The 24,310-nt window shown below is 45.8% G+C and carries 18 protein-coding genes; 10 read left to right on the top strand and 8 right to left on the bottom strand.

Features of this window, described 5'->3' with window-relative positions; translation table 11 throughout:
- The coding region (locus NDI34_RS09395) for a DUF4347 domain-containing protein (RefSeq protein WP_348232508.1) at positions 1-4,872 on the bottom strand (4,872 nt) is incomplete at its 3' end.
- Between the two features lie 538 nt (positions 4,873-5,410).
- Entirely contained in the window at positions 5,411-9,007 is a 3,597-nt protein-coding gene (locus tag NDI34_RS09390; protein ID WP_348232507.1) for an endonuclease/exonuclease/phosphatase family protein, read from the bottom strand.
- 37 nt (positions 9,008-9,044) lie between these two features.
- Between NDI34_RS09390 and NDI34_RS09385 the strand changes: the two genes are divergently transcribed.
- The gene (locus NDI34_RS09385) at positions 9,045-9,281 is read left to right on the top strand and encodes a hypothetical protein (RefSeq protein ID WP_190668435.1); all 237 of its coding nucleotides are present in this window, start codon (positions 9,045-9,047) and stop codon (positions 9,279-9,281) included.
- 371 nt (positions 9,282-9,652) lie between these two features.
- On the opposite strand, the gene NDI34_RS09380 is transcribed toward NDI34_RS09385, so the two are convergent.
- Together NDI34_RS09380 and NDI34_RS09375 are read right to left on the bottom strand one after the other, a co-directional pair.
- The gene (locus NDI34_RS09380) at positions 9,653-10,405 is read right to left on the bottom strand and encodes a peptidylprolyl isomerase (RefSeq protein ID WP_348232506.1); all 753 of its coding nucleotides are present in this window, start codon (positions 10,403-10,405) and stop codon (positions 9,653-9,655) included.
- Between the two features lie 192 nt (positions 10,406-10,597).
- A complete protein-coding gene (locus NDI34_RS09375) occupies positions 10,598-12,193 on the bottom strand; it encodes a serine hydrolase domain-containing protein (RefSeq protein WP_190986905.1) in 1,596 nt (531 codons plus the stop codon).
- 219 nt (positions 12,194-12,412) lie between these two features.
- Between NDI34_RS09375 and dxs the strand changes: the two genes are divergently transcribed.
- The 8 genes from dxs (at position 12,413) to NDI34_RS09335 (ending at position 19,637) form a co-directional block, all read left to right on the top strand.
- Positions 12,413-14,320, top strand: coding sequence for a 1-deoxy-D-xylulose-5-phosphate synthase (gene dxs / locus NDI34_RS09370; protein WP_190986904.1), 1,908 nt, complete (start codon positions 12,413-12,415; stop codon positions 14,318-14,320).
- Positions 14,321-14,570: 250 nt separating this feature from the next.
- Positions 14,571-15,629, top strand: a complete 1,059-nt coding sequence (gene mtnA / locus NDI34_RS09365) for an S-methyl-5-thioribose-1-phosphate isomerase (RefSeq protein WP_348232505.1) — start codon at positions 14,571-14,573, stop codon at positions 15,627-15,629.
- A gap of 261 nt (positions 15,630-15,890) precedes the next feature.
- Complete coding sequence (locus NDI34_RS09360; protein ID WP_348232504.1) at positions 15,891-16,310, top strand: type IV pilin-like G/H family protein; 420 nt, start codon at positions 15,891-15,893, stop codon at positions 16,308-16,310.
- 172 nt (positions 16,311-16,482) lie between these two features.
- The gene (locus NDI34_RS09355; protein WP_348232503.1) at positions 16,483-17,031 is read left to right on the top strand and encodes a type IV pilin-like G/H family protein; all 549 of its coding nucleotides are present in this window, start codon (positions 16,483-16,485) and stop codon (positions 17,029-17,031) included.
- A gap of 91 nt (positions 17,032-17,122) precedes the next feature.
- Positions 17,123-17,764: a type IV pilin-like G/H family protein gene (locus NDI34_RS09350; protein WP_348232511.1), complete on the top strand. Its 642-nt coding sequence runs from the start codon at positions 17,123-17,125 to the stop codon at positions 17,762-17,764.
- 73 nt (positions 17,765-17,837) lie between these two features.
- Positions 17,838-18,134 (top strand): hypothetical protein, encoded by a 297-nt coding sequence (locus NDI34_RS09345; protein WP_348232502.1) that lies wholly within the window; start codon positions 17,838-17,840, stop codon positions 18,132-18,134.
- Between the two features lie 61 nt (positions 18,135-18,195).
- Positions 18,196-18,996 carry a sterol desaturase family protein gene (locus tag NDI34_RS09340; RefSeq protein ID WP_348232501.1) on the top strand — a complete coding sequence of 267 codons (801 nt, stop codon included), beginning with the start codon at positions 18,196-18,198 and terminating at the stop codon, positions 18,994-18,996.
- A gap of 116 nt (positions 18,997-19,112) precedes the next feature.
- Positions 19,113-19,637, top strand: coding sequence for a rhodanese-like domain-containing protein (locus tag NDI34_RS09335; protein ID WP_348232500.1), 525 nt, complete (start codon positions 19,113-19,115; stop codon positions 19,635-19,637).
- Positions 19,638-19,676: 39 nt separating this feature from the next.
- On the opposite strand, the gene NDI34_RS09330 is transcribed toward NDI34_RS09335, so the two are convergent.
- Positions 19,677-20,702 carry a 1-acyl-sn-glycerol-3-phosphate acyltransferase gene (locus NDI34_RS09330; protein WP_190536424.1) on the bottom strand — a complete coding sequence of 342 codons (1,026 nt, stop codon included), beginning with the start codon at positions 20,700-20,702 and terminating at the stop codon, positions 19,677-19,679.
- On the opposite strand from NDI34_RS09330, the gene NDI34_RS09325 reads away from it, so the two are divergent.
- Positions 20,685-21,251, top strand: a complete 567-nt coding sequence (locus tag NDI34_RS09325) for a hypothetical protein (RefSeq protein WP_348232499.1) — start codon at positions 20,685-20,687, stop codon at positions 21,249-21,251. The two genes, NDI34_RS09330 and NDI34_RS09325, sit on opposite strands and share 18 nt — an antisense overlap.
- Before the next feature lie 186 nt (positions 21,252-21,437).
- Here the strand turns inward: NDI34_RS09325 and NDI34_RS09320 are convergent, their stop codons facing one another.
- The 3 genes from NDI34_RS09320 to glcD form a co-directional block, all read right to left on the bottom strand.
- The gene (locus tag NDI34_RS09320; RefSeq protein ID WP_190428318.1) at positions 21,438-22,025 is read right to left on the bottom strand and encodes a GDSL-type esterase/lipase family protein; all 588 of its coding nucleotides are present in this window, start codon (positions 22,023-22,025) and stop codon (positions 21,438-21,440) included.
- A 111-nt stretch (positions 22,026-22,136) separates the two neighbouring features.
- The gene (locus NDI34_RS09315; RefSeq protein ID WP_348232498.1) at positions 22,137-22,790 is read right to left on the bottom strand and encodes a hypothetical protein; all 654 of its coding nucleotides are present in this window, start codon (positions 22,788-22,790) and stop codon (positions 22,137-22,139) included.
- Positions 22,791-22,835: 45 nt separating this feature from the next.
- The gene (glcD, locus tag NDI34_RS09310; RefSeq protein ID WP_348232497.1) at positions 22,836-24,308 is read right to left on the bottom strand and encodes a glycolate oxidase subunit GlcD; all 1,473 of its coding nucleotides are present in this window, start codon (positions 24,306-24,308) and stop codon (positions 22,836-22,838) included.
- Between the last annotated feature and the right edge of the window lie 2 nt (positions 24,309-24,310).

Below are 24,310 nucleotides of genomic sequence, written 5' to 3'. Positions count from 1 at the left end.
GATGATGGCGGTACTGGCGTTCGCCTCTGGGTTAACGGTGGCGTTGGTAGCATTGTTGAGTTTGACGCTGAAGGTTTCATCTTTCTCAAACTTGTTGTCACCCTTGACGTTAACCGTGATGGTTTTAGTTAAGGGGTCGCCCGGATTGAAGGTAAGGATGCCGTCGTTGTCGGTGTAGTCGCCGTCTGTGGTGGTGGCGGTGCCGTCGTTGGTACTGTAGTTGACCGTAATTGGCTGGTCGCTGGGGTTGGAAAGGGACACGGTGAAGGTGTAGGCGGTGGTGCCAGTATTGCCTTCGCTTTGAGTAACGGTGGCTGGTGCGATAGAGACGATGGGTTGAGAATCGTCGTTGGTGATGATGGCGGTACTGGCGTTCGCCTCTGGGTTAACGGTGGCGTTGGTAGCATTGTTGAGTTTGACGCTGAAGGTTTCATCTTTCTCAAACTTGTTGTCACCCTTGACGTTAATCGTGATGGTTTTAGTTAAGGGGTCGCCCGGATTGAAGGTAAGGATGCCGTCGTTGTCGACGTAGTCGCCGTCTGTGGTGGTGGCGGTGCCGTCGTTGGTACTGTAGTTGACCGTAATTGGCTGGTCACTGGGGTTGGAGAGGGACACGGTGAAGGTGTAGGCGCTGGTTCCTGTGGTGCCTTCGCTTTGAGTAACAGTGGCTGGTGTGATGGAGACGGTGGGTTTGGCATCGTCGTTAATAACCGTTACCTGTGCTGTACCTGTAGTAATCGTCGAACTTGCGGGGGCAAGTGTTAGGTTCGGTTTACTCAGGGTGACATTGATGGTTTCATCTTGCTCAAATATTGTGTCACCCAAAACATCTAGGTTGATTGTTTTGGTTGTCTCGCCAACTCCAAAACTAAGCGTGCCGGAAAGGGCAGTTGTCCCACCTGTAACCAGTATGTTGTTGTAGTCAATGCCATTGGTTGCGGTTCCACCAATTCCATAATCAACGGTACTGGCTACACCAATTCCGCCACTGCGCGTGACAGTAAAGGTAACAGTTTGCTTACCAGTGTCACCTTCCTTTAAAGTTGGGGAAGCAGTGGTAATCGCGTATTGAATCGTGTCGTTGGATGCGATCGCTACCGTAGCATTGTTCTTAGCAGCATCAATAGTGTAACCCGCACCCGTCGCCAAGTTTAGCCGCAGCGTTTCGGCTAACTCTGGCAAAGTATCATCAACAGCAGTAAGAGTAATATTGACAAAACTCTGCCCATCCGGAATTACCACGGACAAACCGCCGCTACTGAGATTGTAGTCGCTTGCGATCGCAGTGCTGCTACCATCAACAGCAAGATTCACTGTCAAATCGCCCGTTGTGTTGCCAGTCCGGGTAATCTGGTAAGTTCCAGTATTTGCGCCTGCTTCTGCTGCATCAGCATCTATCGCCTGTATGCTAACTGTCGGCGTTCCAGAATTGACGGTAATTTGAAAGGTTTGCACTACTGAGGTATCGATACCACCGTTAGCAGTGCCACCATTGTCCTTAACTTGGACTGCAACTGTGGCTGTAGTAGCTGTCGCAATTGTTGCAGCAGGAGTATAAGTAAGATTACCTGTCAGCGGGTCAATTTTTGGTGCAGAGGCGAAGATACCAGGGTTGCTAGTGACGTTGACGATGTAGTTGTCGATGCTTTGACTTGATTCGTTGGCAGCACCCGGATTAAACCCACTCGCCCAGCCAGTGACAGTTTGCGCCCCTGCCCCGGCTGCGATACTTTGATTGCCACCAAGTGTGAAACTGGGGGCATCATTTACTGGGTTAATAATAATACTGACTGTTTCAGCATCAATGCTGAAGGAAGATGCGCCGCCACCCGCCCCAGGGTTTACTCCAGTTTTACCGCTAGTGAGTCCGTCAGAAGCATCCCAAGCGCGGAAGGTAATGCCTGAAGTGACAGTACCGTTAAAATCGGCATTAGGGAGAAAACGGATGAGATCGCTTGTTGTATCTTTTAGTACGGTAGCAGCCGCAGCAGACACCACAAACTTATTCCAGCTACTTCCGCCATCAGTAGAATATTCCCAAGTGCCGTTGGTGTTATCTACCCCAATTACCGCAATTCCCTCGACTGCACCTACATCTGCATCGGTGATGGGGTTGCCGCCAGCACCGCTAGCAATAATCTCAGAAACCAGAGTCCAATTGTTGCTGGCGAGGGCAACGTCTTCGTTAATTGCTGTTAGTGCCGGACTCCCGGTATTATTTAACACCGGGGCATCATTGGCTGGGGTGACGGTAATTGGTATCGTCTTGATATTGCTAGTAGCTGCACCATCGTTAGCTGTAATCTTGAGCGTGTCGCTACCATTAAAGTCTTGCTTGCCTTTGTATAGCAGTCCGTTTGTGGCGGCTAAGTTAGCGTTAATCTTGCTTTGACTGCCTGTCAGGGTGACAGTTCCCGTGCCGTTGCCATTGACTGTTAACCCAGTAGAGTTGACTGTCAAAGCACCATTGTTGACTTCTAGAGTGACGGTGATGGCAGTATTTCCCGCATCCACGTCAAATACGCTAACTCCTGCGATCGATAAATCGGTATCTTCAGCAACTGTTTGGGGTGCAAAGCTGCTGTTAGTTGTAATTGAGACATCTGATAACTTTACTTTGGCGCTGGCAGAGGTAGTACCATCCCCAAAGAAAATGAAGTTAGGGGTTTCATAGGGATCGATAGGCCCCACCCCCACCCAAGCAGTGTAATCCCGCAGCTTACCGCTAAGGATGGTGGTGCCACCTGTTGAGAGAGTGTAAGTATCGCCAAGAACTGTCAGCTGGTAGGGAATTAAACCCGCAGTAGTGTTGAAGGTAGCGCCTTCAGCATGGGTGAACAGAAGTTGGTTGTTGCTGGCAGAAGGATTTGTACTTGGATCTGTCTGAGTTGTGCCATCTTCCTGCGCCCAGATTTCGTCATCCCAGAATCCTAATTCGATGCCTTTTTTGTCGCTGCTGAGAACTATGATGCTGAAACCAGCTCTATCAGCAATGCCATCGCCGTTTTTATCAGCGGTGCCGCTCGTCGTATGATCTTCTGAGAGAACTTGGGCAGTGAAGCTGACGGTGTAACCAGTAGTGCGATCCAGGTTCGGCACGCTGTTAGGAGAATAGCCCGCATAAGTGCCTGAGTCGGCAGTGGTATCCAAGGTAGTTGCGCCACCGGAGGCACTTTGCGTTGCACTACCAACGGGAATGTATGTAAATCCTTGAGTGTCGGGCGTGGTATTTAACGAACCATCGTATTTAATTACCGAAGCACCAATAATCGGCGCATCGTTGACAGATGTAACGTTGATGGTTTCAGTAACAGCGGTGCTGGTGCCACCATCGCCATCGGTAACGACAAAGCGGACGGTGCGAGGAGTGGTGCTGGGGTTCTCTGAGGCGTTCTGATAGGTGATGTTTTGCAGCAGTGCAGTAGCGGCGGCGGGTATGGCGTTGGCGTTGAAAGTGACGACTAGAGGAGTGGTGCCAGTCCCGCCTGTGAAGGTGCCGATTTGCACTCCGCCGTATTTGACAATTGTGCCATCTAGCCCAATTTGCCCTGCACCGTTACCTTGGTTGCGAATTGCTAAACGGTCGGATGCCGTGCCACCTGCCGTAAAATCTACTGTCAGCTTCCCGGTGTCAAAGTTGAGGGAGTCGCTATCTGTGACAGTGGCGGTGCTATTAATGACGGTAGCAGCTGCATTTTCGGTGTAAGGCACAGGTGCAACTGTGAGAGCAATCGCCGGCGCAATGTTGGTGTTGGCGATCGTGTGGCTTCCTAAACCATTGAAGGTGTCTTGGGCGAACCCATCCCATTGAACGCTAGGATCAAAGGGATCGAAAGGACTTGGATCTCCAGTTGTTACGTTACTCTTACGGCGCAGGGTATTATTTTGGGTACTGGTAAGCCCATTACCCCATTCTGTGCCAGGGTCGTTGCCAATTTGACCAATCGAGTCAATGATGGTTGCACCCTTACGCAGCACAACCGCATCGTCCCCGTTGTACCAGCCATTAAAATTGTTGGTTTGATCGGCTTGACCCAGAATGCTAAGGGCAGCATTAGCTTGTGCTAAAACAAATACATCCTTATCTGCTACTATGCCGCTCAAGTTGATAGTTAGAGTCGGGCTAGTGCTACCGTTTGCATAAAAGTCTACGGCGTAACCTGCTGCGGCTAAGTTAATTGCTGCCCCAGTACCGTTATAAAATTCAAGAGCTTTATTGTTGCTGCTACCTTCAACATACTCTGAGATGAACAGATCGCTTGGCAGGACTGAAGTATAAGTTGCGATCGCTGCTCCCCCAAACACCAGAGAAGTTTCTATCTGCCCTGTAGCAACTTCCAAATCCCAGTCACCGCCCAAAGCTGCGCTGCCGGTCAAGTCAACCGAAGCGGCAATGTCAGCACCTGTTAGCTGACTCAGTTGTTGCACAAAATCCGCACCGACTTCTCCTGCTGCCACATCGCAACCGTAGAGAAGGACGTCAGCATCAGGGGTTAAAGCATTTGCCCACTGTTGTAACTGGCTAGTGTATGCTTCTAGGTTGCTTGAATTCAGTTGGGTTGACCCCAGTTGCAAACTGCCTTGTGTCCCGTGGGAAACTATGTGAACGCTGGTGACGTTGGTGCGTTCTGCCAGCACTTGTGCAATTTGCCCTACTCCATCCTGCATTGGGTTCAGGATAAATACTTCCGTCCCCGGTTCCACACCAGCAGCGAGACTCTGGTAATTCTCAACTGTAGAGTCAATGAAGACTATCTTTTGTACTCGCTGGGTAGGAGAAGTCTCTACCACTGAAGAGTTTTCACCAGCAATGCCCTGACCAGCTTGGTTTGGTTTTTGATTTGAGGAGGAATGATTCCAAAAGTCTTGCATGATGAGGTTTGGGTGTAAATATCAATGGTTGAGATAAGTAGAGACACCAGAGCGATCGCCAGCGTGTCGCTCAATAACGTAGAGAAAGTTGTCAGTTTGTAGATATTCAGGTCGCCAATAGCTGGTGAACTGAATTAATCTCAGTAGATGCTGTCATATAGTTTCCAGAAATTGGGATGAACTAACGTTTTTAGCCCCAATTATTGAAATTCCTGCAAATATCTGGCTAGAGAGGACATTTTGTTGATAAAGGTGTATCGACCGAGGACAAAGGCAAACAATCTCAAAATTGCATTGCTTGGAAAAGTTATAGTGTAGTCTTTAGCACATTTCAATTCTTTCTGTACTTATTTGACACTTTAATTGTTTACTACTTTAGGAAGATGAAAAAATTTTGACAAAAACTTTATAAAAAATTCATTGTCACTTTATCTCTGCTTTATATAACTTTTTGTTATAGAGGTTTAGATCCGTAAACCCTAACCAGAACGATGTCCGATTACGGTCAACAGACGATTACCAATTGATTTTCACTTAACTAGATCGTGGTGAAATCATCGCTGGTCAGGGTGTTTGCTTGCACTCCAGTAAGTGTTGCTAATAGTTCCCCTGTGTCCGCAAGACCGATTAAAGCATTGTTTGCATTCGCACCCGTCCCTTGGGTAATCGTTAGATACTCCAACTTCAAACCATCGGAGAATACGATGAGGTCTTGAGTATCCGTGAAGTCAAGAATTGTGTTTGTGTGGCTGTTATTCGATACAACAAAGCGATCGCTACCATTACCGCCGAAGAGTGTATTTTGACCAATCCCACCATTAAGCCAGTCATCACCGTCGCCACCGGCGAGGTAATCGTTTCCTTCTCCACCTAATAGAGTGTCCTTGCCAATCCCGCCACGCAGCAAGTCATCGCCACCCAATCCTTCTAACGTATCATTGCCACCTTGACCGTTAATAACATCGTTAGAAGCATCAAAACCTTGGGTGTTGTTATCCAAATCGTTAAGGAAAGCGACGGTATTTTTGTTGAAAATCTGTTTGAGATCCTCGTTAGCGTTAGCAATTTCAAAGCTTTTCTGAATCTGCGTTTGTCCCTTAAAGAGAATATTGCCGATGTCTACCGACGCACCTGTAGATTGTTGGAGGTTATTGAAATCTTGGAGGGTAAAATTTTTCAAGATAACCTTCGTGTTATCAACGCCATCGAATGCGATCGCTAAATCGTTACCCGTTTGAGTTAAAAGTAGATTGTTGGCAGTTAAACCAGCCCCTTCAAATTTGAGGGTATCGACTTCAGAAATTATCTCTGCGGGTGGATGATTTCCCGTTCCTACGCCACCGAAATCTGTAATTGTGTCGATGTCATCGCCGCTGCGAATTACAAAAATATCTTGGTCTCCACCGCCGGTGAGGATATCATTTCCTTGCAGTCCGATCAGGGTATCGTTCCCCGCTTTCCCATCAATACGATTATTACTATTACTGCCAACCAAGGTATTAGAACTTGCGTTGCCATTGATTGGTAAGGTAAAACGGGCGACTAGCGGATCGTGGTCGCTATCTTGAGTAGCAAACTCGGCATTGAGATGCACAACATCAATTTCTGCCGTCGAGTTGAGATTTTTACTGACTAAAATGTGGTCAAGCGCTTGAGAATTTCCTTCAAAAATGTAGGTATATTGTTCGTTTTTCGGCAAAGTATCAATCAAGTTCGTGAGGTCGTTACCTTTTAATACTTCTAACGGCTTTGAGAACTGAAAATCATTAAAATCTCCCAGGACTATGACATTGGCATTGGGGTCAATTGCTAGCAGGCTATCGACAAAGTTATTAACGGTAGCGGCTTGTTGTAGACGTTGTGCTTCTGAAGTGAGTGTTGGCGGTTGAGAACTTCCGAAAAGAGGTTGATCGCCACCTTTGGAGTTGAAGTGGTTGCCGATGACAAATACTTGATTGCCCTTGAAGAGAAACTCCCCAACCAAAGGCTTGCGACTGTTGGCAAAGGCGTCACCATTGGAAAGGTTAGTGTCAAGAATGCGACCCGGACTAGCGGAAAGTTCTACGCCATCTGTGCCGCTATTTACGGTGGTGTTGGTTATGGAGGTGCCGCTAGGACGGTCTACAAACTCAACGCGATTCGGGTTGAAGAGGAAGCCGACGCGGATATTCCCCCCCGGTTGACCGCCATCTTGGTCGTCTACCGGATTAATTTGACGGTACTGGTAAGTTGCACCACCCAAAGATGCGATCGCATCTATTAAGGTTTGGTAAGTTTGGTTAGCATCAATGACACTATCATTTGTGGCACCATTGTTGTCTTGGATTTCCTCCAAGCTAATAATGTCTGGTAATTTGAGGTTGTTGATAACAATATTCGCAAGGCTGCTAAATTTAGCGTTATCATCAGCAGGATTGAGATTCTCGACGTTAAAACTAGCAACCGTCAACTGGTCAGCACTTCCTGTTAATGCCGTTGTTTCCCGTGCTAAATTTCCAGAAATGACGTTAGGTAAAGGTGCAGTGTTGAGAAGCTTATAATTGCCAAAGCTGTAGTCGATGACGCCAGTGATGGAACCAGTGAAGGTGTCGCCCACATTTACTTGAGGTTCACCGTTAATAATAGCATCGTCGATAATAATCCGTTCTGGGTTAAAATCCCCCGGCTGAACCACAATACCGCCCCTGTCCGTTCGGGTGCTAGCATTCACACCATTGTCAGCCAGGACGGGAATTTCACCAAAATCATTGGTAGGCCCTACCGCTACCGCATTATTCACCTGCACCCGCATTCCTTCTAGGCTTTCGTAGAAGTCAATGCCGTCTTGCGTCGGGTTGAATATACCTAATCCATCATCATCAATCACTTGAGTTGGAATCGTGCGTCCACCCTCACCCAAAATAGTGCTATTAGGTAAAGGATTGCCCTTGGAAATTGTTGCAATCCCTGCATTCCCCACAATAACTTGAGTTGTGGAGAGACTGCTGCTATCAGAACCGCTAGGAATGAATTCATCAACAATCCCGCTAACCAGAATAGAGTCCCCAACACTGACTTTGGGGGTTATCCAAGTGAGGACGAAAATCCCCTCGGAGGTAGCATCATTCGTGTCCGGATTAGGATCTTGCAGATAAAATCCATTTGACTTTACTGCGGTGACGATACCAGGGACTTTGGAAACCAACTGACCCACCAACGGCGATGTATGGCTAGCACCTTGAATATCGTGGATGCGAAGATTACCAGCTTCTAGTTCGTCGTCAGTTACGGTTACGGTAATTGTGCCGCTAATATATTGGGTTGCAGAAGCTGTTAATGTCACCGTCTGAGAACCCTCTACAAACGGATCGTTCACCGCATCAATTGCGAAGGTTGCTGATGCCTGATTTGCTGGAATGGTTACAGTTGTCGCAACGGTAGCTTCGCTGGTGTCGCTGCTGAGTAAGTTAATCGTGAGTGACTTTGATAAGTCTCCGGTTCGGGTAACAGTTCCAGTGGCAGCACCTGCACCCGCAGCTTCTGAGAAGGTAGCGGAATCAACCGTCAAACTAAGGGATTCTGTTATTTCGCTGCCAGTATTTGTCACTGTAAATGCACTAGTGGGCATCGTCAACCGTTGGGTATTATTGCCCGTCCAATTCGCTGGGTTGCTGATTTTTGCAAGTAACTCTGCTCTAGTTCCGAAAGTGCCGTTAGTAATGTTATAAGTTGCGTTATCAATTTCTGGGATAGATACCGCCGTTAACCCGTTTGTTAATCCTGGCGGTAATGCAGAGTTATTGTTACTGGTCGCATTCTCTGCCCATGCCGAATCGTTACTATTAATTGCATAAATAAAAGTGGGAGCTGTTGCCAAACCCTGGTAGGCAAGGATTTGATCTCCATCACTTGAAAGTTTCATTGAACCAAGGTCCGGATTGACAATTTCGCCAACCGAGTAGTTTCTATTTGCTGTCCAAGTCAGGGTTCCTTCACCCTTTCTAAATTCGTTGCTGCTTTGCCAACCTTTATTTGTAAAGTGAATTGCAGTTCCAGAAGCAATATCTTTTAGTAAAACAAAGGCAAGTTGATCGGGATCGTCAAAGTTGAAACCGATAATGGCGATGTCACCAGCAGCAAGCGTTGTCGGAGCCATATAAGTCTCTTTTCATTTTCAATGGTTGTCTAGAACTGTGAAGTCAAGTGGGAGTAGTATGGCGATCGCTAAATTCCATTTTTCAGGAGCGATCGCCATACTACTGTTTCTTCACAGAGATTACTCTTTCCCTCGGCAGGTCAAATTGAGCCAACCTACTTGTGGTAAAACAGATACTTTGGCAAAATCTATCTCTCCAGAAAATTGGTTGTTTGTAGCCAACATCATCAGCACTTATCTCAGTGCCAAGGGCAGGATTTCAAACTTTCCTTAGCCTAAATAGCGCCCCCCTAAAGATATTCAGTTGATGTTAACAAACCCTGATAATTAATTCTAAGTATAAATTAAGCTGGGATGAATTTGCCGTAAATTCACGCAATCTTCATAAACCATCTTGGTACTAAGAAATCGCTATCTCTGTAGATATACTGAGAGCGGCAAAAAGTGGGCTAATACTTGTCGGCAACGCCAACCAAAATCAACGTTACGGAAATTTCTTTTAATAAATGAAATTACCCTGCTACCGCTCCCCGTCTAGGGCTACCGTGTATACACAAGTCTTCTTGAACTTGCAAGTCCCGTTTTGATCCCCCAACCCCCCTTAAATTGGGGGGCAATCAATTTACATCAACTTTGCCTTTAAAGTCACACTGAATCCGAGACTGAAGACTCGATAAACTGTAATAAACCGACTTGTTGCATCCGCTCTTTGAGCCAGTTATTAAACATTTCGTCAATCAATCGACGGCGCATTTGTTCATCTAGCTGTGCTGGCAAGAACTTTTCAAGTCGAACGATTGCATACCACTCTTCCAGACGAGCAGGAGGCCATAACTGTCCCGGCTGACTAATGGATAGCATTTTTGCGATCGCTGGATGCAAAGCACTCAAACTTACCGGGCCAATGACTCCCCCAGTGTGAGCTTCTGTTCCTTGGGAATATTCTCTAGCTAACTCTGCGAAAGATTGCTCTCCTTCCTGAATTCTAAAGTAGACTTCCTGGGCAATTCCCATATCTTTGGTACGAATTAAGGAACACACTACCTGGTCGAGACTCGCTTTGCGAGCGATAAAATAAGACTCGACCTTTGAACTCCAAGTAGCCATCTTAAACTTCTCTAGCAGCAAGGGTCGTACAGCTAAGTCTTCCAGTTGTTCTAAGGTCATGCCTTGGGATACCGCCCAAGCTTTTCGCGCTTCTGGGGAGGTGAGTTGGTGTTGCGCGGCAAACTGCTCTACAGCCAATTGACGCTCTATATCTGTGCAAGAATAGAGCGCGATCGCTTCGTCAATAATAATCCCTTGCAAAAACTGGGGCAGCAACTGATAACGACTCAACAAAGACGGAATCTCATGTGCTTGAATTACCTTGCTGCCAACTTGAAAAATTTCCGCCATCTCAAACGCAGCTACCCGCCTAGGTTTTGCCCGATTGCATGAGTCACTCGGATTGGTTCTCAACTCTTTGCTACTGACCAAATCTTATAGCAGATTCGGTCGTTATCTTTACAGAAGTGTGGATTGAACTAGAGAATTGCCAGATGACGCAACTATTGTTTTGGCTGAAATCAACAGAGTAATTGGGATGATTTAACAGCGGGTAAAGATGAAATAATTTCCTAAGTTAAGCGATCGCGCAACGCCATCCTCCGCAACTTGCACTTCAATTAGACCGAATTTGCAAGCAAAGTGGGTGTTATCTATCAGGATGCAGGGCACATCTTGGTTGAACATTTTGGTGTGGAGGAACACGCGATCTGCCTCAACATGGATAGTCAGCGTATCTAGATATGACATGTAGCTGCCCGCATAAGATGCCCAAGCCGAGAAATCCGGCACAAACGAAGCATCGAGTTCGATGCGTTCGCAGGGTGAAGAGTTGACCATAATATACCGTGTCGGTTCTGTTGCTTCGAGGATAAAACCGACAGGAATTTTATCTTGGCTATCTGGCTTTTGTGCAAAATAAAGGTCTTTTTTGAGCGCCTGTAAAGGCATTACCTGCTCGTTTAATTCAAGCATCAGCTGACCATCCACCACCTGAATCTTGAGCAAACCCGTCTGAGGTCCCAAATATAATCCTGTATACTGCGACCATAACGCGGTATCGGGCGCGATCGCTTGCGGCTTCGGTGCCTGCTTTGGCAGATTCAGGAGTTCGTCAAAGATTCGGTTGACGATTTTGTAAGCAGCAAAGTCAGGGGCACGACGGTTGAACACCAGCGAAACTGCAACATCAGCCTCCGGAACCATGAGGAACCAGCTACCAAAGCTGCTAATTGCACCATTGTGTCCAATTCGACGTATCCCCTTGTAGGGATCAACCATGAAAGTCAGTCCATATCCCGCCCCTTCCGCCGTATACCAGTCTGCATGAAGTGTTTGCATTTGGGCAACCGACTGGGGTGAGAGGATCTGGCGATCGCGAAAACAACCCTCGTTCATGTGCATCATCGCAAAGTTTGCCAAATCTAGCACCGTGGAAATGATAAATCCTGCCGGATAGCCAGCTGTATTATCAGCAAAACGGCGATCCACCCTTAACGTCCCATCCTCATTTTGGTCGTGCGATTGAGCAATCGGATAAGTCATCGCCACCGTCGGATCGAATGTTGTGCGTTGCATCTCCAAAGGGTCGAAAACTAACTCTTGCATCAGTTGTGTAAAGGGCTTACCGCTGACAGCCTCAGCAATATAACCAACCACCATAATGCCGGGATTGCTATAGGAATACAGCTTGCCGGGAGGTGCAATAATCGGGTACTTCGGGATCTGGTCTCGGACGTAAGCCTCAAGTCCCTCTGGATCGCGCCGACCATAGTTTTGGGCATCCGTAGGGAGTCCAGATGTATGCGTCATCAGCATCCGTAGGGTGATGCGTTCAGCAGCTCCCTCCTCGCTGAGGGCGAACCAATCAATGTAATCTTTAATGGGTCGATCGAGGTCAAGCTTGCCCGTTTCAACCAGCCGCATCACCGCAGTACCAGTAAGCGGCTTGGTGACAGAACCAATCCGAAACAGAGTTTGCGGCGTCACGGGGATTGAGCCATCTTCCACGCTGGTGACACCAAAACCCCTGGCATAGATGACTTCCCGATTTTGGACAACCGAAAGCGCCACGCCTGGGATAGCGGAGGCTTTCATCTGTTCTTCAATTTGCTGTTCTAATTGATAAAAGTTAAGCATTGGTCTCTACATCCAGAATTTTTGTAATTAACGGATTTCATCGGATATTGTGCATCCCGCTAACAATCCGGGTAACAGCGAGGGGGCTTCCGTGTCCCTAACGGTTACGCAGACTAAACCCGCCTTGTCTACCGTAATCATTCGGTTCGTTCCCCCAAATCCATTACAGTTTAAAGAGATAACTAAAATCCGATCCTTAAGCTTATAGGGAAATCTGGAATGCATTTGAGTGAAATTACTCATCCCAACCAGTTGCACGGTCTATCAATTCGTCAACTTCAGCAAATTGCCCGTCAAATTCGGGAAAAGCATCTCCAAACTGTAGCCACCAGCGGCGGTCATTTGGGACCGGGATTGGGGGTCGTAGAACTGACAATCGCTTTGTATCAAACGCTAGACTTAGACCGCGATAAAGTGACCTGGGATGTTGGGCACCAAGCCTATCCGCACAAGCTGCTCACCGGGCGGTATCACCGCTTCCACACACTGCGCCAAAAAGATGGCATCGCCGGTTATCTCAAACGATGTGAAAGTAAATTCGATCACTTTGGCGCTGGTCATGCTTCCACCAGTATTTCATCGGCTTTGGGTATGGCGATGGCGCGAGACCTCAAAGGTGAGAACTTCAAAGTCGTGGCAGTGATTGGCGATGGGGCACTCACTGGCGGCATGGCGTTGGAAGCAATTAACCATGCCGGACACTTGCCCAAAACTAACCTGCTAGTGGTGCTGAACGATAACGAAATGTCAATTTCGCCCAACGTCGGCGCGATTCCTCGCTATCTGAACAAAATGCGTCTCAGTCCGCCGATGCAGTTTATTACAGATAATCTGGAGGAGCAATTTAAGCATATTCCCTTTGTGGGTGAATCCCTGACCCCAGAACTGGAACGGGTGAAAGAAGGGATGAAGCGTCTGGCAGTTCCTAAGGTAGGGGCGGTATTTGAAGAACTCGGCTTTACTTATATGGGACCAGTGGATGGTCACAATTTAGAGGAACTGATTGCCACCTTTAAGCAAGCACACAAGATGCAGGGGCCAGTCCTGGTTCACGTAGCAACAGTGAAAGGGAAAGGCTACGAAATAGCGGAGAAAGACCAAGTCGGCTACCACGCACAATCCCCCTTTAACCTCGCAACTGGGAAAGCGGTTCCTTCCAGCAAACCCAAACCTCCTTCTTATGCCAAGGTGTTTTCCCACACGCTGGTCAAACTCGCTGAGAATAATCCCAAAATTATCGGCATCACAGCAGCAATGGCGACTGGCACGGGTTTAGACAAACTCGCCAGCAAACTGCCCAAGCAATACATTGATGTCGGCATTGCCGAACAACACGCGGTTACTTTAGCCGCCGGTTTGGCTTGTGAAGAGATGCGACCCGTTGTCGCGATTTACTCTACTTTTCTGCAACGCGGCTACGACCAAATCGTTCACGATGTCTGCATTCAAAAATTACCCGTCTTTTTCTGTCTTGACCGCGCCGGGATTGTCGGTGCTGATGGTCCCACGCACCAAGGGATGTACGATATCGCTTATTTGCGCTGTCTCCCGAACATGGTGCTGATGGCACCCAAAGATGAAGCTGAATTGCAGCAGATGATCGTCACTGGTGTTAACTACACCGATGGTCCGATTGCCATGCGCTATCCTCGCGGCAATGGCTACGGGGTGCCCCTGATGGAAGAAGGCTGGGAAGAACTACCCATTGGCAAAGCAGAAATTTTGCGCCAAGGCGATGATGTTTTGATCCTGGGTTATGGCTCGATGGTATATCCCGCCATGCAGGCAGCGGAGATTTTGAGCGAGCATGGGATTGAAGCGACTGTTGTGAATGGCCGTTTTGCTAAGCCGCTGGATACTGAGTTAATTTTGCCTCTGGCTCAGCAGATTGGTCGGGTGGTGACGCTGGAAGAAGGCTGCATCATCGGCGGCTTTGGTTCGGCTGTGGCAGAAAGTCTGCTGGATCATAATCTGATGGTGCCGATTACGCGGATTGGCGTGCCTGATGTATTAGTGGATCATGCTACGCCAGAACAGTCGATGGCGGAACTGGGTCTGACACCGGCTCAAATTGCCGAGCGAGTGAGGAAATCTTTTAGTCCTCAGCTGTCAGCAGTGATGAGTTAAAGGTAGGTTTTTTTAACGCAAAGGTACGCAGAGGTAAGCGCGATCGCGCCGCTTCGCTAACGCAGAGGTACGCAATGATATCGGTTGCGCTTTGGGTGTAGTCTGAGCTTTCCTTGGTGTTCTTTTGCGTTAAGACAAAATCACCCTAAGTTTTCGGGAGAAAGCACGAGGTAAAAAAGCAGTTAGTCGGGTAAATATCGGCTAAGTTGTTAGAAACTATCATATTGATAACTAGCAACTCACCGCCGATATGTCTACCAAAACTCAAGTTTATCCGGTTATTTGGAATCAAGACCGCGTTTTGCTCATCGACCAGAACCGGCTGCCTACGGAGTACACGTTTGTTGAGATCAGCTGCTGCGAAGATATGGCGCAGGCGATTAAAACGATGATTGTCCGGGGGGCACCGGCGATTGGTGTTGCTGCTGCCTATGGGATGTACCTGGGGGCAAGAGATATTGAGACAGACAAGCGCGAGGAGTTTTTGAGCAAGTTGGAGCAAATTGCCGAGATGTTACGGCAAACTCGTCCAACTGCGGTTAATTTATTTTGGGCGATCGCGCGGATGTTGCGAACTGCCTATGAGTCGCTCGGAACGGTAGAAGAAATCAAATCTATTTTACTGACAACTGCTAAGGCGATTAATGCAGAAGACTTGCAAACTTGTCAGGCAATCGGCGATCACGGTTTAAAAGCTTTACCCTCCAAGCCCCATAAACTGGTTATTTTGACTCACTGCAACGCTGGAGCTTTGGCAACCGCTGGCTATGGCACCGCCTTGGGTGTTGTTCGTTCGGCGTGGCGAGATGGGCGTCTGGAGCGAGTCTATGCCGATGAAACTCGTCCCCGCTTGCAAGGTGCAAAGCTGACTTCTTGGGAATGCGTCCAAGAAGGCATTCCCGTTACGGTAATTACTGATAGCATGGCAGCTCACTGCATGAAACAGGGTCTAATTGATGCAGTCGTTGTCGGTGCTGACAGGATTGCCGCGAATGGTGACACTGCTAATAAAATTGGCACTTACAGTCTGGCACTAGTTGCTAAGGCTCACAATGTTCCTTTCTTTGTTGCCGCACCCCTCTCTACGATTGATTTTGAGTTGTCTTCTGGCAGCAAAATTCCGATTGAAGAGCGCCACGCTTCGGAAATCTACCAAGTTGGCGATACGCTTCTTACTCCTGCTGGCGTGGAGTTTTACAATCCAGCATTTGATGTCACTCCCGCTGAATTAATTTCAGCAGTGATTACCGAGTATGGCGCGATCGAACCCAGTGAGTTAAAACAGTTTCAGACCAAACAATTGGTTTAGAAGGGTGCAAGAATACAACAGAAAAATTAAAAGGAACGAACCTTGGGAAAGACCACAGCCGAAACCAAACAACATCTTTTTAAAAACGAACCAATCCGTAAATTTGCGGCGTCTACACAAACAGATTCACCGTCTCTTTACAATTGGCAAGATTCCCTCAAACAGCGAAGAAACATACTCTTTTTCGCAACGGGTGTAATAACGATAGGGAGTTTGGTATTGGTAGGTAATCCCATTGCTTTCGCACTCGGGTTTCCCCCCATGTTGAAATGTGGCCCAGTTAAGCAATCAGCAGTGGAAGAAAATATTGAGTCAATTAACTTAGCTCAAGAAGCCCATTTTTCTGAAAAAAAGTCCTTTGCTAACGACTTTAATAAGTTAGGAATCCGCCTTCAAAAGCAGGGTGACGACTACGAATATTCAACCCGTGCCACTTCTTCGGCTGCCTTTAGTTACGGGATATCCCAAAGTAAAGGGCTTAACAGTTATGTTGGGGCTGTGTTTGTAGTCCCTGCTACTGGGGTTAAATCCAAAGCTGCTGCTACCCGTGAGATGACAACAGTAACTATTCTGTGCCAAGCGAATGCTCCCGGTGCAATGAAACCTGTAGAGCCAGCTTATCAAAATGGCGAAGTCGCTTGCGGTTCTAACACCACCGAAATCTACCGTTATTCGCCTTAAGGTTAACTGGGAAGAAAATTTAGATTTTGGCTTTGCATCTAAGCAAGCCAAAATCTAAATTTTTCAGGAATTTCTCATTTTCCCAGTGAATACTTATTAAAGCTTTTTGTGCTTTGCGTGTATGCAAAACACAAAAAAGTATATTGGGTTTATTTACTTGACAAAAGTGAAGATGATGAGCATCTATTTCCGAGCTAAGTGGTTACACTTTTTATTTAAAAAACATAAAAATGAAGGTATAGCCTTCTACATTGGAATTCTGATTTTTATAATAATTTTTGGTGTTTTGGCAGTTATGGCTTTGCCTATTTTTTTGAATTGTGCCAATACTGCTAATAACAAGAGATCGCAAGGAGAAATCTATATCGTCTCTATAAACAGAGGACAAGAAGCTTACTATTTAGAAAATAATACTTTTGTTGCTTCTCTGCCGAAACTCGGTCTAAGTATTCCAAGTAAAACAAAAGATTATGAATATTCTATTCGTGCAACAAAAACAGCGGTATTTAACTACGCGATCGCTCAAGAAACTGCTTCAAAACCCCTGAAGAGCTATGTTGGGGCTGTATTCATCGTACCGGACAATCATTCCCGAGACTTAACTACAGTAAGGATTCTGTGTCAAGCGAATGCTCCCGGTGCAATCAAGCCTGTAGAGCCAGCTTATCAAAATGGCAAAGTCGCTTGCGGTTCTAACACCACAAAAATCTCCCGTTATTAGTCTTAAGGCTAACTCGGAAGAAAGGTTAGATTATGGATTGGTATCTAAGCCGGCTAAAATCTAAACTTTTCAGGAATTTCTCATCTTGCCAGTGAATACTTATTCAAGCATTTTGGACTTTGTACCTACGCAAAACACAAAAAAATATCCGGGGTTTGTTTACTTAAAAAGATGGAATATGAATATCTATTTTAGAGCTAAGTGGTTACAATATTTGTCAAATAGAAATGACAACCAGGGTAATGTCTTGATTGCGCTTTTGGTTGTCGTTGTCATTAGCATTGTTGGTATATTGGTAGCTATAGCACTTCCTAGCGCTGTGAGCTGTGGAGGCAAAGCTGGTCAATCAGAAGGGAAACAATATATCGGCTCAATGAATAGAGCACAGCAAGCCTACTATCTAGACAATGGTGCTTTTGTGGCTTCAATTCCGAAACTAGGGTTAGGTGTTCAATCTAAAACAAAAAATTACGAATATTCCGTTCGAGCCACAAAAACGGCAGTCTTCAACTACGCGATCGCTCAGAAAACTGCCTCAAAACCGCTGAAGAGCTATGTTGGGGCTGTCTTCATAGTACCTGTATCTAAGGTAGGCAAAAAGGCGGCTAAAAATAATAAGGAATCGTTAGCAATACTATGCGAGACAGATACTCCTACTAACCAACTCCCCGCAGAGCCGACTTACCAAAAAGGTGTCCTCGCTTGCGGTTCTAATACTCATTCGATACCATAGTGCCACACCTAAAAAATATAGCGATCGCCTGAAACGGCAATCTTCCAAATCAAGTGATTCACCGGAGGTAATCATGCAGCTTAAGGATAAAGAAGAACAAGAGTCAGCCAAGATATCTTCACAATTAAATCTACCCATTCAAGCTGAAGAAACAACTGAAGATACAGCAACGAATGCGGCTTCTAAAGAGCAGTTATCGCGAAATCATCTTAGTAACGAAATAAGGCCGCTCTTCGTCTTAATGGGAGTTTTTGGTACGCTGGCTCTTGGAGCCTTGTTCACTCTCGGTATCTTTGTCTTTTCTGATATGTTTACTACTTCGGATACTTGTGGAGCGATGCAATCAGAAGAAACTACCCAGGCTCCCTAACTCCTAAAAAGGTATATGGTGGGCAATGCCTACCATAATTGATAAATAATGCCTAAAAATTATGCTTCCTGATGTTGTTAAAGGCTTTTTTATACTGCTGTTTATATTAGTCCCCATAGAAAAAATATTTTTTTTACATAAACAGAAAATATTTCGTAAAGGATGGGTAACAGATGCCATTCATTATTTTATTGGTTACTTTGTTGGTAGAACCGCAGGAATCGCAATTAGTGGAATATTAATCGGATATCTCCTCAAAAGCTTAATTAACTCAGAATTACAAATAAAAGTTGCCTCTCAGCCTGTATGGTTGCAGTTCATAGAAGCAATTTTAATCGCCGATACTGGATATTACATTGCTCATAAACTTACTCACAAGATTCCTTGGTTGTGGAAATTCCATGCGATTCACCATAGCGTAGAAGAAATGGACTGGTTGGCAACGGTGCGTCTGCATCCCATTGACCAAATATTTACGAAAACTTTTCAGATAGTCCCGCTATACATATTAGGATTTACTAAAGAAACGTTCGCTATATTTTTTATTTTTGGTGCTTTTGAAGCTTTCTTTATTCATGCCAATATAAAAATTAGGTTTGGCTGGCTTCGGTGGATAATTGCCACCCCAGAATTTCATCACTGGCATCACACCGCCGAGCGAAAGTTCTATGACAAAAACTTTGCAGCTCAGCTTCCAATTTTAGATTTAATCTTCGGCACTCTCTATATGCCTGTGGGTAAAATGCCGAACAAGTATGGGATATCCGAACCTGTGCCTTCTGGGTATCTTGGACAAATACTCTACCCGTTTTCTAAACGAAAAAAGTTTATGAATCAAGTTAAAAGAATAGCGAATATATAAAAAAGTTTTTATGGTTCATAATTTTTATTTCTAGTTGTGACTAATGACATCTCGGTATTACGGTTGCTATGGTAATGAGGTTGAGGTGTCACTCATCGGAAAGTTTTATGCAAATAATGACTAAAATAACCAGTCGTTTACGTCCTTTACCTGTAATTTTAGGGATTGTCGCTGTTAGTGTTGGTGCTTTAGGTGCCGCGATCGCGATCTCAGACATCGATATCCAAGCGATCGCAACTGGCAAATATGCAAACAAAGTGACGGTAGCGCAGTTGCAGCAGGGAAAACTAAAGCCAGTGTTCCTTATTGATGTGCGATCGCCAGAGGAGTACGCTGAAGATCATATTGCCCAAACTCTACTGGTACCTCTGACTCAGATTGAAACGGGTATAGGGATTGAGCGTATTAAGGCATTGGTGAAAAAGAGCGTTCAACCCAATCAACCCGAACCAACGGTAGTGCTATATTGCACCAAAGGAACCCGTTCAACTAAAGCCTACTGGATGTTAGAGGGAACGGGGTTGAAGATGGCAGTCTTATCAGGCGGTATTACTGCATGGCGGAAAGCCGTGCCTGCGGAACAAGATAAAGCGGTCTTATCTCCAATTATTTTACAAGCCAAGAAGTTGAATGCTAACTAACTTCTTATAAAAACTGATTGAATGCAAATCAAACCTAGATTACTTCTTCCTCAGAAGTTGGTTAATTTGACTTTGCAGCTTTTCTTGTAATAGTTGTGCGTGTCGGTAAGCAGCGTTTCGGTCTTGCCGAGTAGAAGTTTTTGGTTCTGGAAGTTGCTCGTCTTCAACAACTTCGGTTGACCAAGTTTGATAGAGAGGCTGAATAAAATAACGCAGCCGACTTCGCATTGCCCAAACACCCATAGATGGGAAGAGAATGAAGAAAAACATCAAAAAAGAGACAGGCAAGAAAGGCAAGTAGATGGCTCTTGCAAATTTCTTAAGATTGATTGCCCAAGGATGCAAAGATTCATTGCCGATGCAAGCAACAGGCAGAATCGGAATGTGATAGCGATCGCTTAACTGGATAAAACTTGGATGAAAAGTATCTAACTGATAACGCCTTTTCCACCCTTTTCCCGGCCCGCGTATGCCCTCCGGAGCGTATAGTAAGATGGTTTTTTGAGCCACCGCCGCTTCAAATTCATCAGCTTCTGCCCTAACGCCACCTAGAACTTGCGACCATCCTGGAGGTAGCCACCAAATCACCCAGGGATGTTCAAACAACGAAACACCCGCCAGCGGTTGCACAACCCATTCCCGTGTCTGGCTTAAGAGCGTTGCTAATCCCAAAATATCCCAAGGAAAACACATTCCCGCATGGTTCATTGATACAATCAATGGCCCAGTTTGAGGCAAATTTTCGAGTTGTTGTAGCTCTCCTTGGAAATAATATTTCACAATCGGAGCCAGCACTTCATCTCGGAAAGCCTGCTGATAATTTGGATCGAACTCCCCTTCTCCCCGGCGGGGTGAACGAAAGCCGAGACGTATCCAACGAATCAGCAACGCCAAATAAAATCCCCCAGGAATGAGAAACAATCCATACTCCAGCCAATTCCAACCATCGGGATCGGCGTGATAGTGTTGCCAGTGGCGGTTGAATAAAATCAGCCAGCCTGGAGGATACCAAAGACAAAACCAATCAAACCAATTCCAACAATAATCGTGAATACGCCCAGCCATGCCATTCTCAATCTCGGCCTTCTCGCTAAACCGCAACAATCGCACTTCAATCTCCTAATCGTGTTCGGCGCTATATTACCCGATATTCCAATTTTTGTTTTCTACCTTGTGGCGAGATATATTCAACGCCTACCAGAACGCCAAATCTGGTCAACCGCTTATTACCAACCCTTTTGGCAAAATATTATCCACCTGTTTCATTCAATTCCATTGGCTTTAATTGGGGTAGCGATCGCTCGCTACTACGGGTGGAAACCCCTTGAAATCGTCTTTCTGAGCATGGTGCTGCATTCCCTCGGAGATTTACCCGTCCACAGCGATGACGCGCACAGGCATTTTTTGCCCTTCAGCGACTATCGTTTTATCAGTCCTATCTCTTATTGGGATACTAACAAATACGGCACGATTGTTTCTTTCGTTGAGCGGTTGCTGGTGCTGGTAGCAACCGTTTACGTCTTCGGGATGGTTCACTCCTACATCGGCAAAGGACTACTCATTGCAGTGAACTTGATTTATTGGCTCAGTTATCTCTACTTCTGGGTTTTCTAAGAAATATTGAACTTTTCGCCATGAAGTTACATCTTGCTCTAGGCTGTTGAAACACAGTTACACAAACAAAACCTGCTGGGAGCAGGTTACAAAACCCTTTATTTTCAGTTGGTTCGCGCTTTCCTAGCTAGAATGCGATCGCCTTAGAATTCCATTCTGAGAGCTTGGCGCAAGATGTGAGTTGAGCTATTTTAACCACGATAACCACGCAGACCAACTTTGTACTAAGTGAGCAAATTCGGCATAACCGGCAGCACCGGGGTGAGCGCCATCATTCGCTGTTGCCTCACCGATCCACACCGATGACGCCTGTAAAGGAGTAAAAACATCTAAATAAGGCACATTGCGATCGCTACATAAACGAGCTACCTGCTCAGACAAACCAGCGATCCTCAAATTTTGCTCAATCTCTGCAACGGGTGGCGCTCCCACCATCAAGACTGGAAATGTTTGCCTTGCAACTTCAAGAATTGCACAGCAATTTTCTAGGGAATCCGCTAACTCCACACGAGTCTTCCCATCTTCCAGGGTGGTGTCATTTACACCAAACGAGAAGACAATCCTGCCATCATATTCTTTAGGTAAGCGACAAGTAACCTCACCTAGCCAACGGGATCTAATATCTGCGCTGGTTTCCCGCCGTACCCCAAGATTGTAATAAGTAATGTCATAACCTTGCTTTCGTGCTGCTGCACAAATTCTTCCCGTCCAACCGAGGCACTCTGGATCGCCAGTTCCGTTTACAAAAGAGTCACCAATAAAGCAAATTCGCATTTTGTCTGAAATTTATTTTTAGTTTTTTCCCATATTTATTTTTCTGAATAGCACCAGCATCCTTGGCTCTAGAAGAACTTCACCGGATTGAGCGAGCGCTCTTACAGTTTTTCATAACAATTCCATTTCCTCTTTAATATTTTGCCTAGCTTGTTGTTCTAGAGCAACAAACATTTTTTCAGTAAAATATATTCGTTCTCGGTTTAAAAAGCTCTGCAATACTTGTTTCCTACCTGTTCTGTATTTTGTGGAAGAGACCCATAAATACTCTTTTCTAATTGCTTGAGCATATATTCTGTATTTAGTAGCCGATGCTCCTAATATAGAAAGGTCTGCATCTAGAAAAATTTTGCTGTCAATACCGTCTATATTTTGATGGTATTTGGTTTTTATAATTAAGGAATATACAACCTCTATAGTTGATGAGGGAATGTCTAACCCTTTCAAAATCATCGCTGCATATTCTGCACTTTTTTCCTCATTATCGTTAGCTTTTGGGTTATAAACTGCATCGTGGAACCAAGTTGCAAATTCAATTGCTGCGTGGTTTTGGGATAGCGAGCGCAAATCGTTAAGTGTTGCTAAAATTTGTTCTATATGCTCCAGAGTATGATAATATCTACCATCACTGGAGTAAGCCTCAAATAATTCAAGCAACACTTTCTGACCAATCTCTTGCTCAACCTGAAACGGTTGTAGTAAAGACTCCCATCTAGATTGCAAAGTAAAGCATCTTTCTGTGTCTAGATTGTAGCGCGATCGCATACTTCCCCAAATTTCTTAGCGAATCATTTGCTCTTGGTTAATGAATTAAAATACATCAACTGACTCAAAGTGCTTTTGAGACTGAGCGTGTGCAGCTTCGCCACAGGTGCGGGGAGTAGGAAATATTTTACCTGGATTAGCCAAACCCTTGGGATTAAATACTTGGCGCACCCATTGCATTGTTTCTAAATCCGTTTCGGTAAACATTTGCGGCATATAGCATTTTTTATCTGCACCAATCCCGTGTTCCCCAGAAAGGCTTCCGCCTACTTCTACGCAAAGTTTAAGAATTTCTCCCCCTAATTCTTCCACCTGTTCCAATGCCCCAGGAATCGAATTATCATAAAGAATGAGTGGGTGAAGATTCCCGTCTCCAGCATGAAAGACGTTAGCAATACGATAGCCGTATTTTTGGCTCAATGCTTCAATTTCTTGCAGTACAAATCGCATTTGAGTCCGGGGAATTACCCCATCTTGGACATAATAATCAGGACTGAGTTTGCCTGCTGCTGCGAAGGCTGCTTTCCGTCCTTTCCAGAGCTTTAGACGGGTTTCTGGCTCGTTTGCCGTGGTGATGCTACGCGCTCCATTGGTGGTGCAAATTTCCGCAATACGCTGTTTATTTGCCGCCACTTCCACTTCTAAGCCGTCTATTTCAACTAACAAGATAGCGGCAGCATCTCTAGGATAACAACCTGTTGCTACAACATCTTCGACAGCGTTGATGCTGATATTATCCATAATCTCCATACCGCCTGGAATTATGCCAGCGCTGATAATATCTGATACAGCGGCTCCAGCATCTTCGACACTGGTAAAATCTGCTAAAAGAACGCAAATAGATTCCGGGGTCTTAAGAATTCTCAAAGTAATTTCTGTAGCGATACCTAGCGTGCCTTCAGAACCAACAAATAAACCCGTTAAATCATAACCAGGCATTTCGGGAATTTGTCCTCCCACGTCTACAATAGAGCCATCGGGGAGAACTAGTTTTAAACCTAAAACGTGGTTGGTGGTAACACCATATTTGAGACAGTGGACGCCTCCAGAATTTTCTGCAACGTTACCACCAATCGAGCAGACAATCTGGCTGGAAGGGTCAGGCGCATAGTAAAATCCGGCACCGCTAACGGCTTGCGTTACCCAGTTATTAATTACTCCTGGCTGCACCACAACCCGTTGATTTTCTATGTCAATGCTCAAGATTTTTCGCATCAATGCAGTAACAATTAGCACGCAATCTTCTACAGGCAAGGCTCCACCAGAAAGTCCAGTGCCAGCACCGCGTGCAACCCAGGGAATTTGATTTTGGTCGCATATCCTCACTGCCGCTGCGACTTCTTCTGTGGTGCGCGGTAGCACAACGAGGGCAGGTTTTTGTCGGTAGCTAGTTAAACCATCGCACTCGTAGGTTATTAACTCCTCACGACGCTGCACGACGCCGTTTTTCCCGATAACTGCCTCAAATTGCTTAATGATCGGTTGCCAGTTGTGCTGTTGTTTGTCTTGGGTAATCATCG

The sequence above is a fragment of the Trichocoleus sp. DQ-U1 genome, from assembly GCF_039961925.1.
Classification (GTDB): Bacteria; Cyanobacteriota; Cyanobacteriia; order Cyanobacteriales; family FACHB-T130; genus FACHB-T130.
This window is presented reverse-complemented; position numbering and strand designations above follow the sequence as displayed.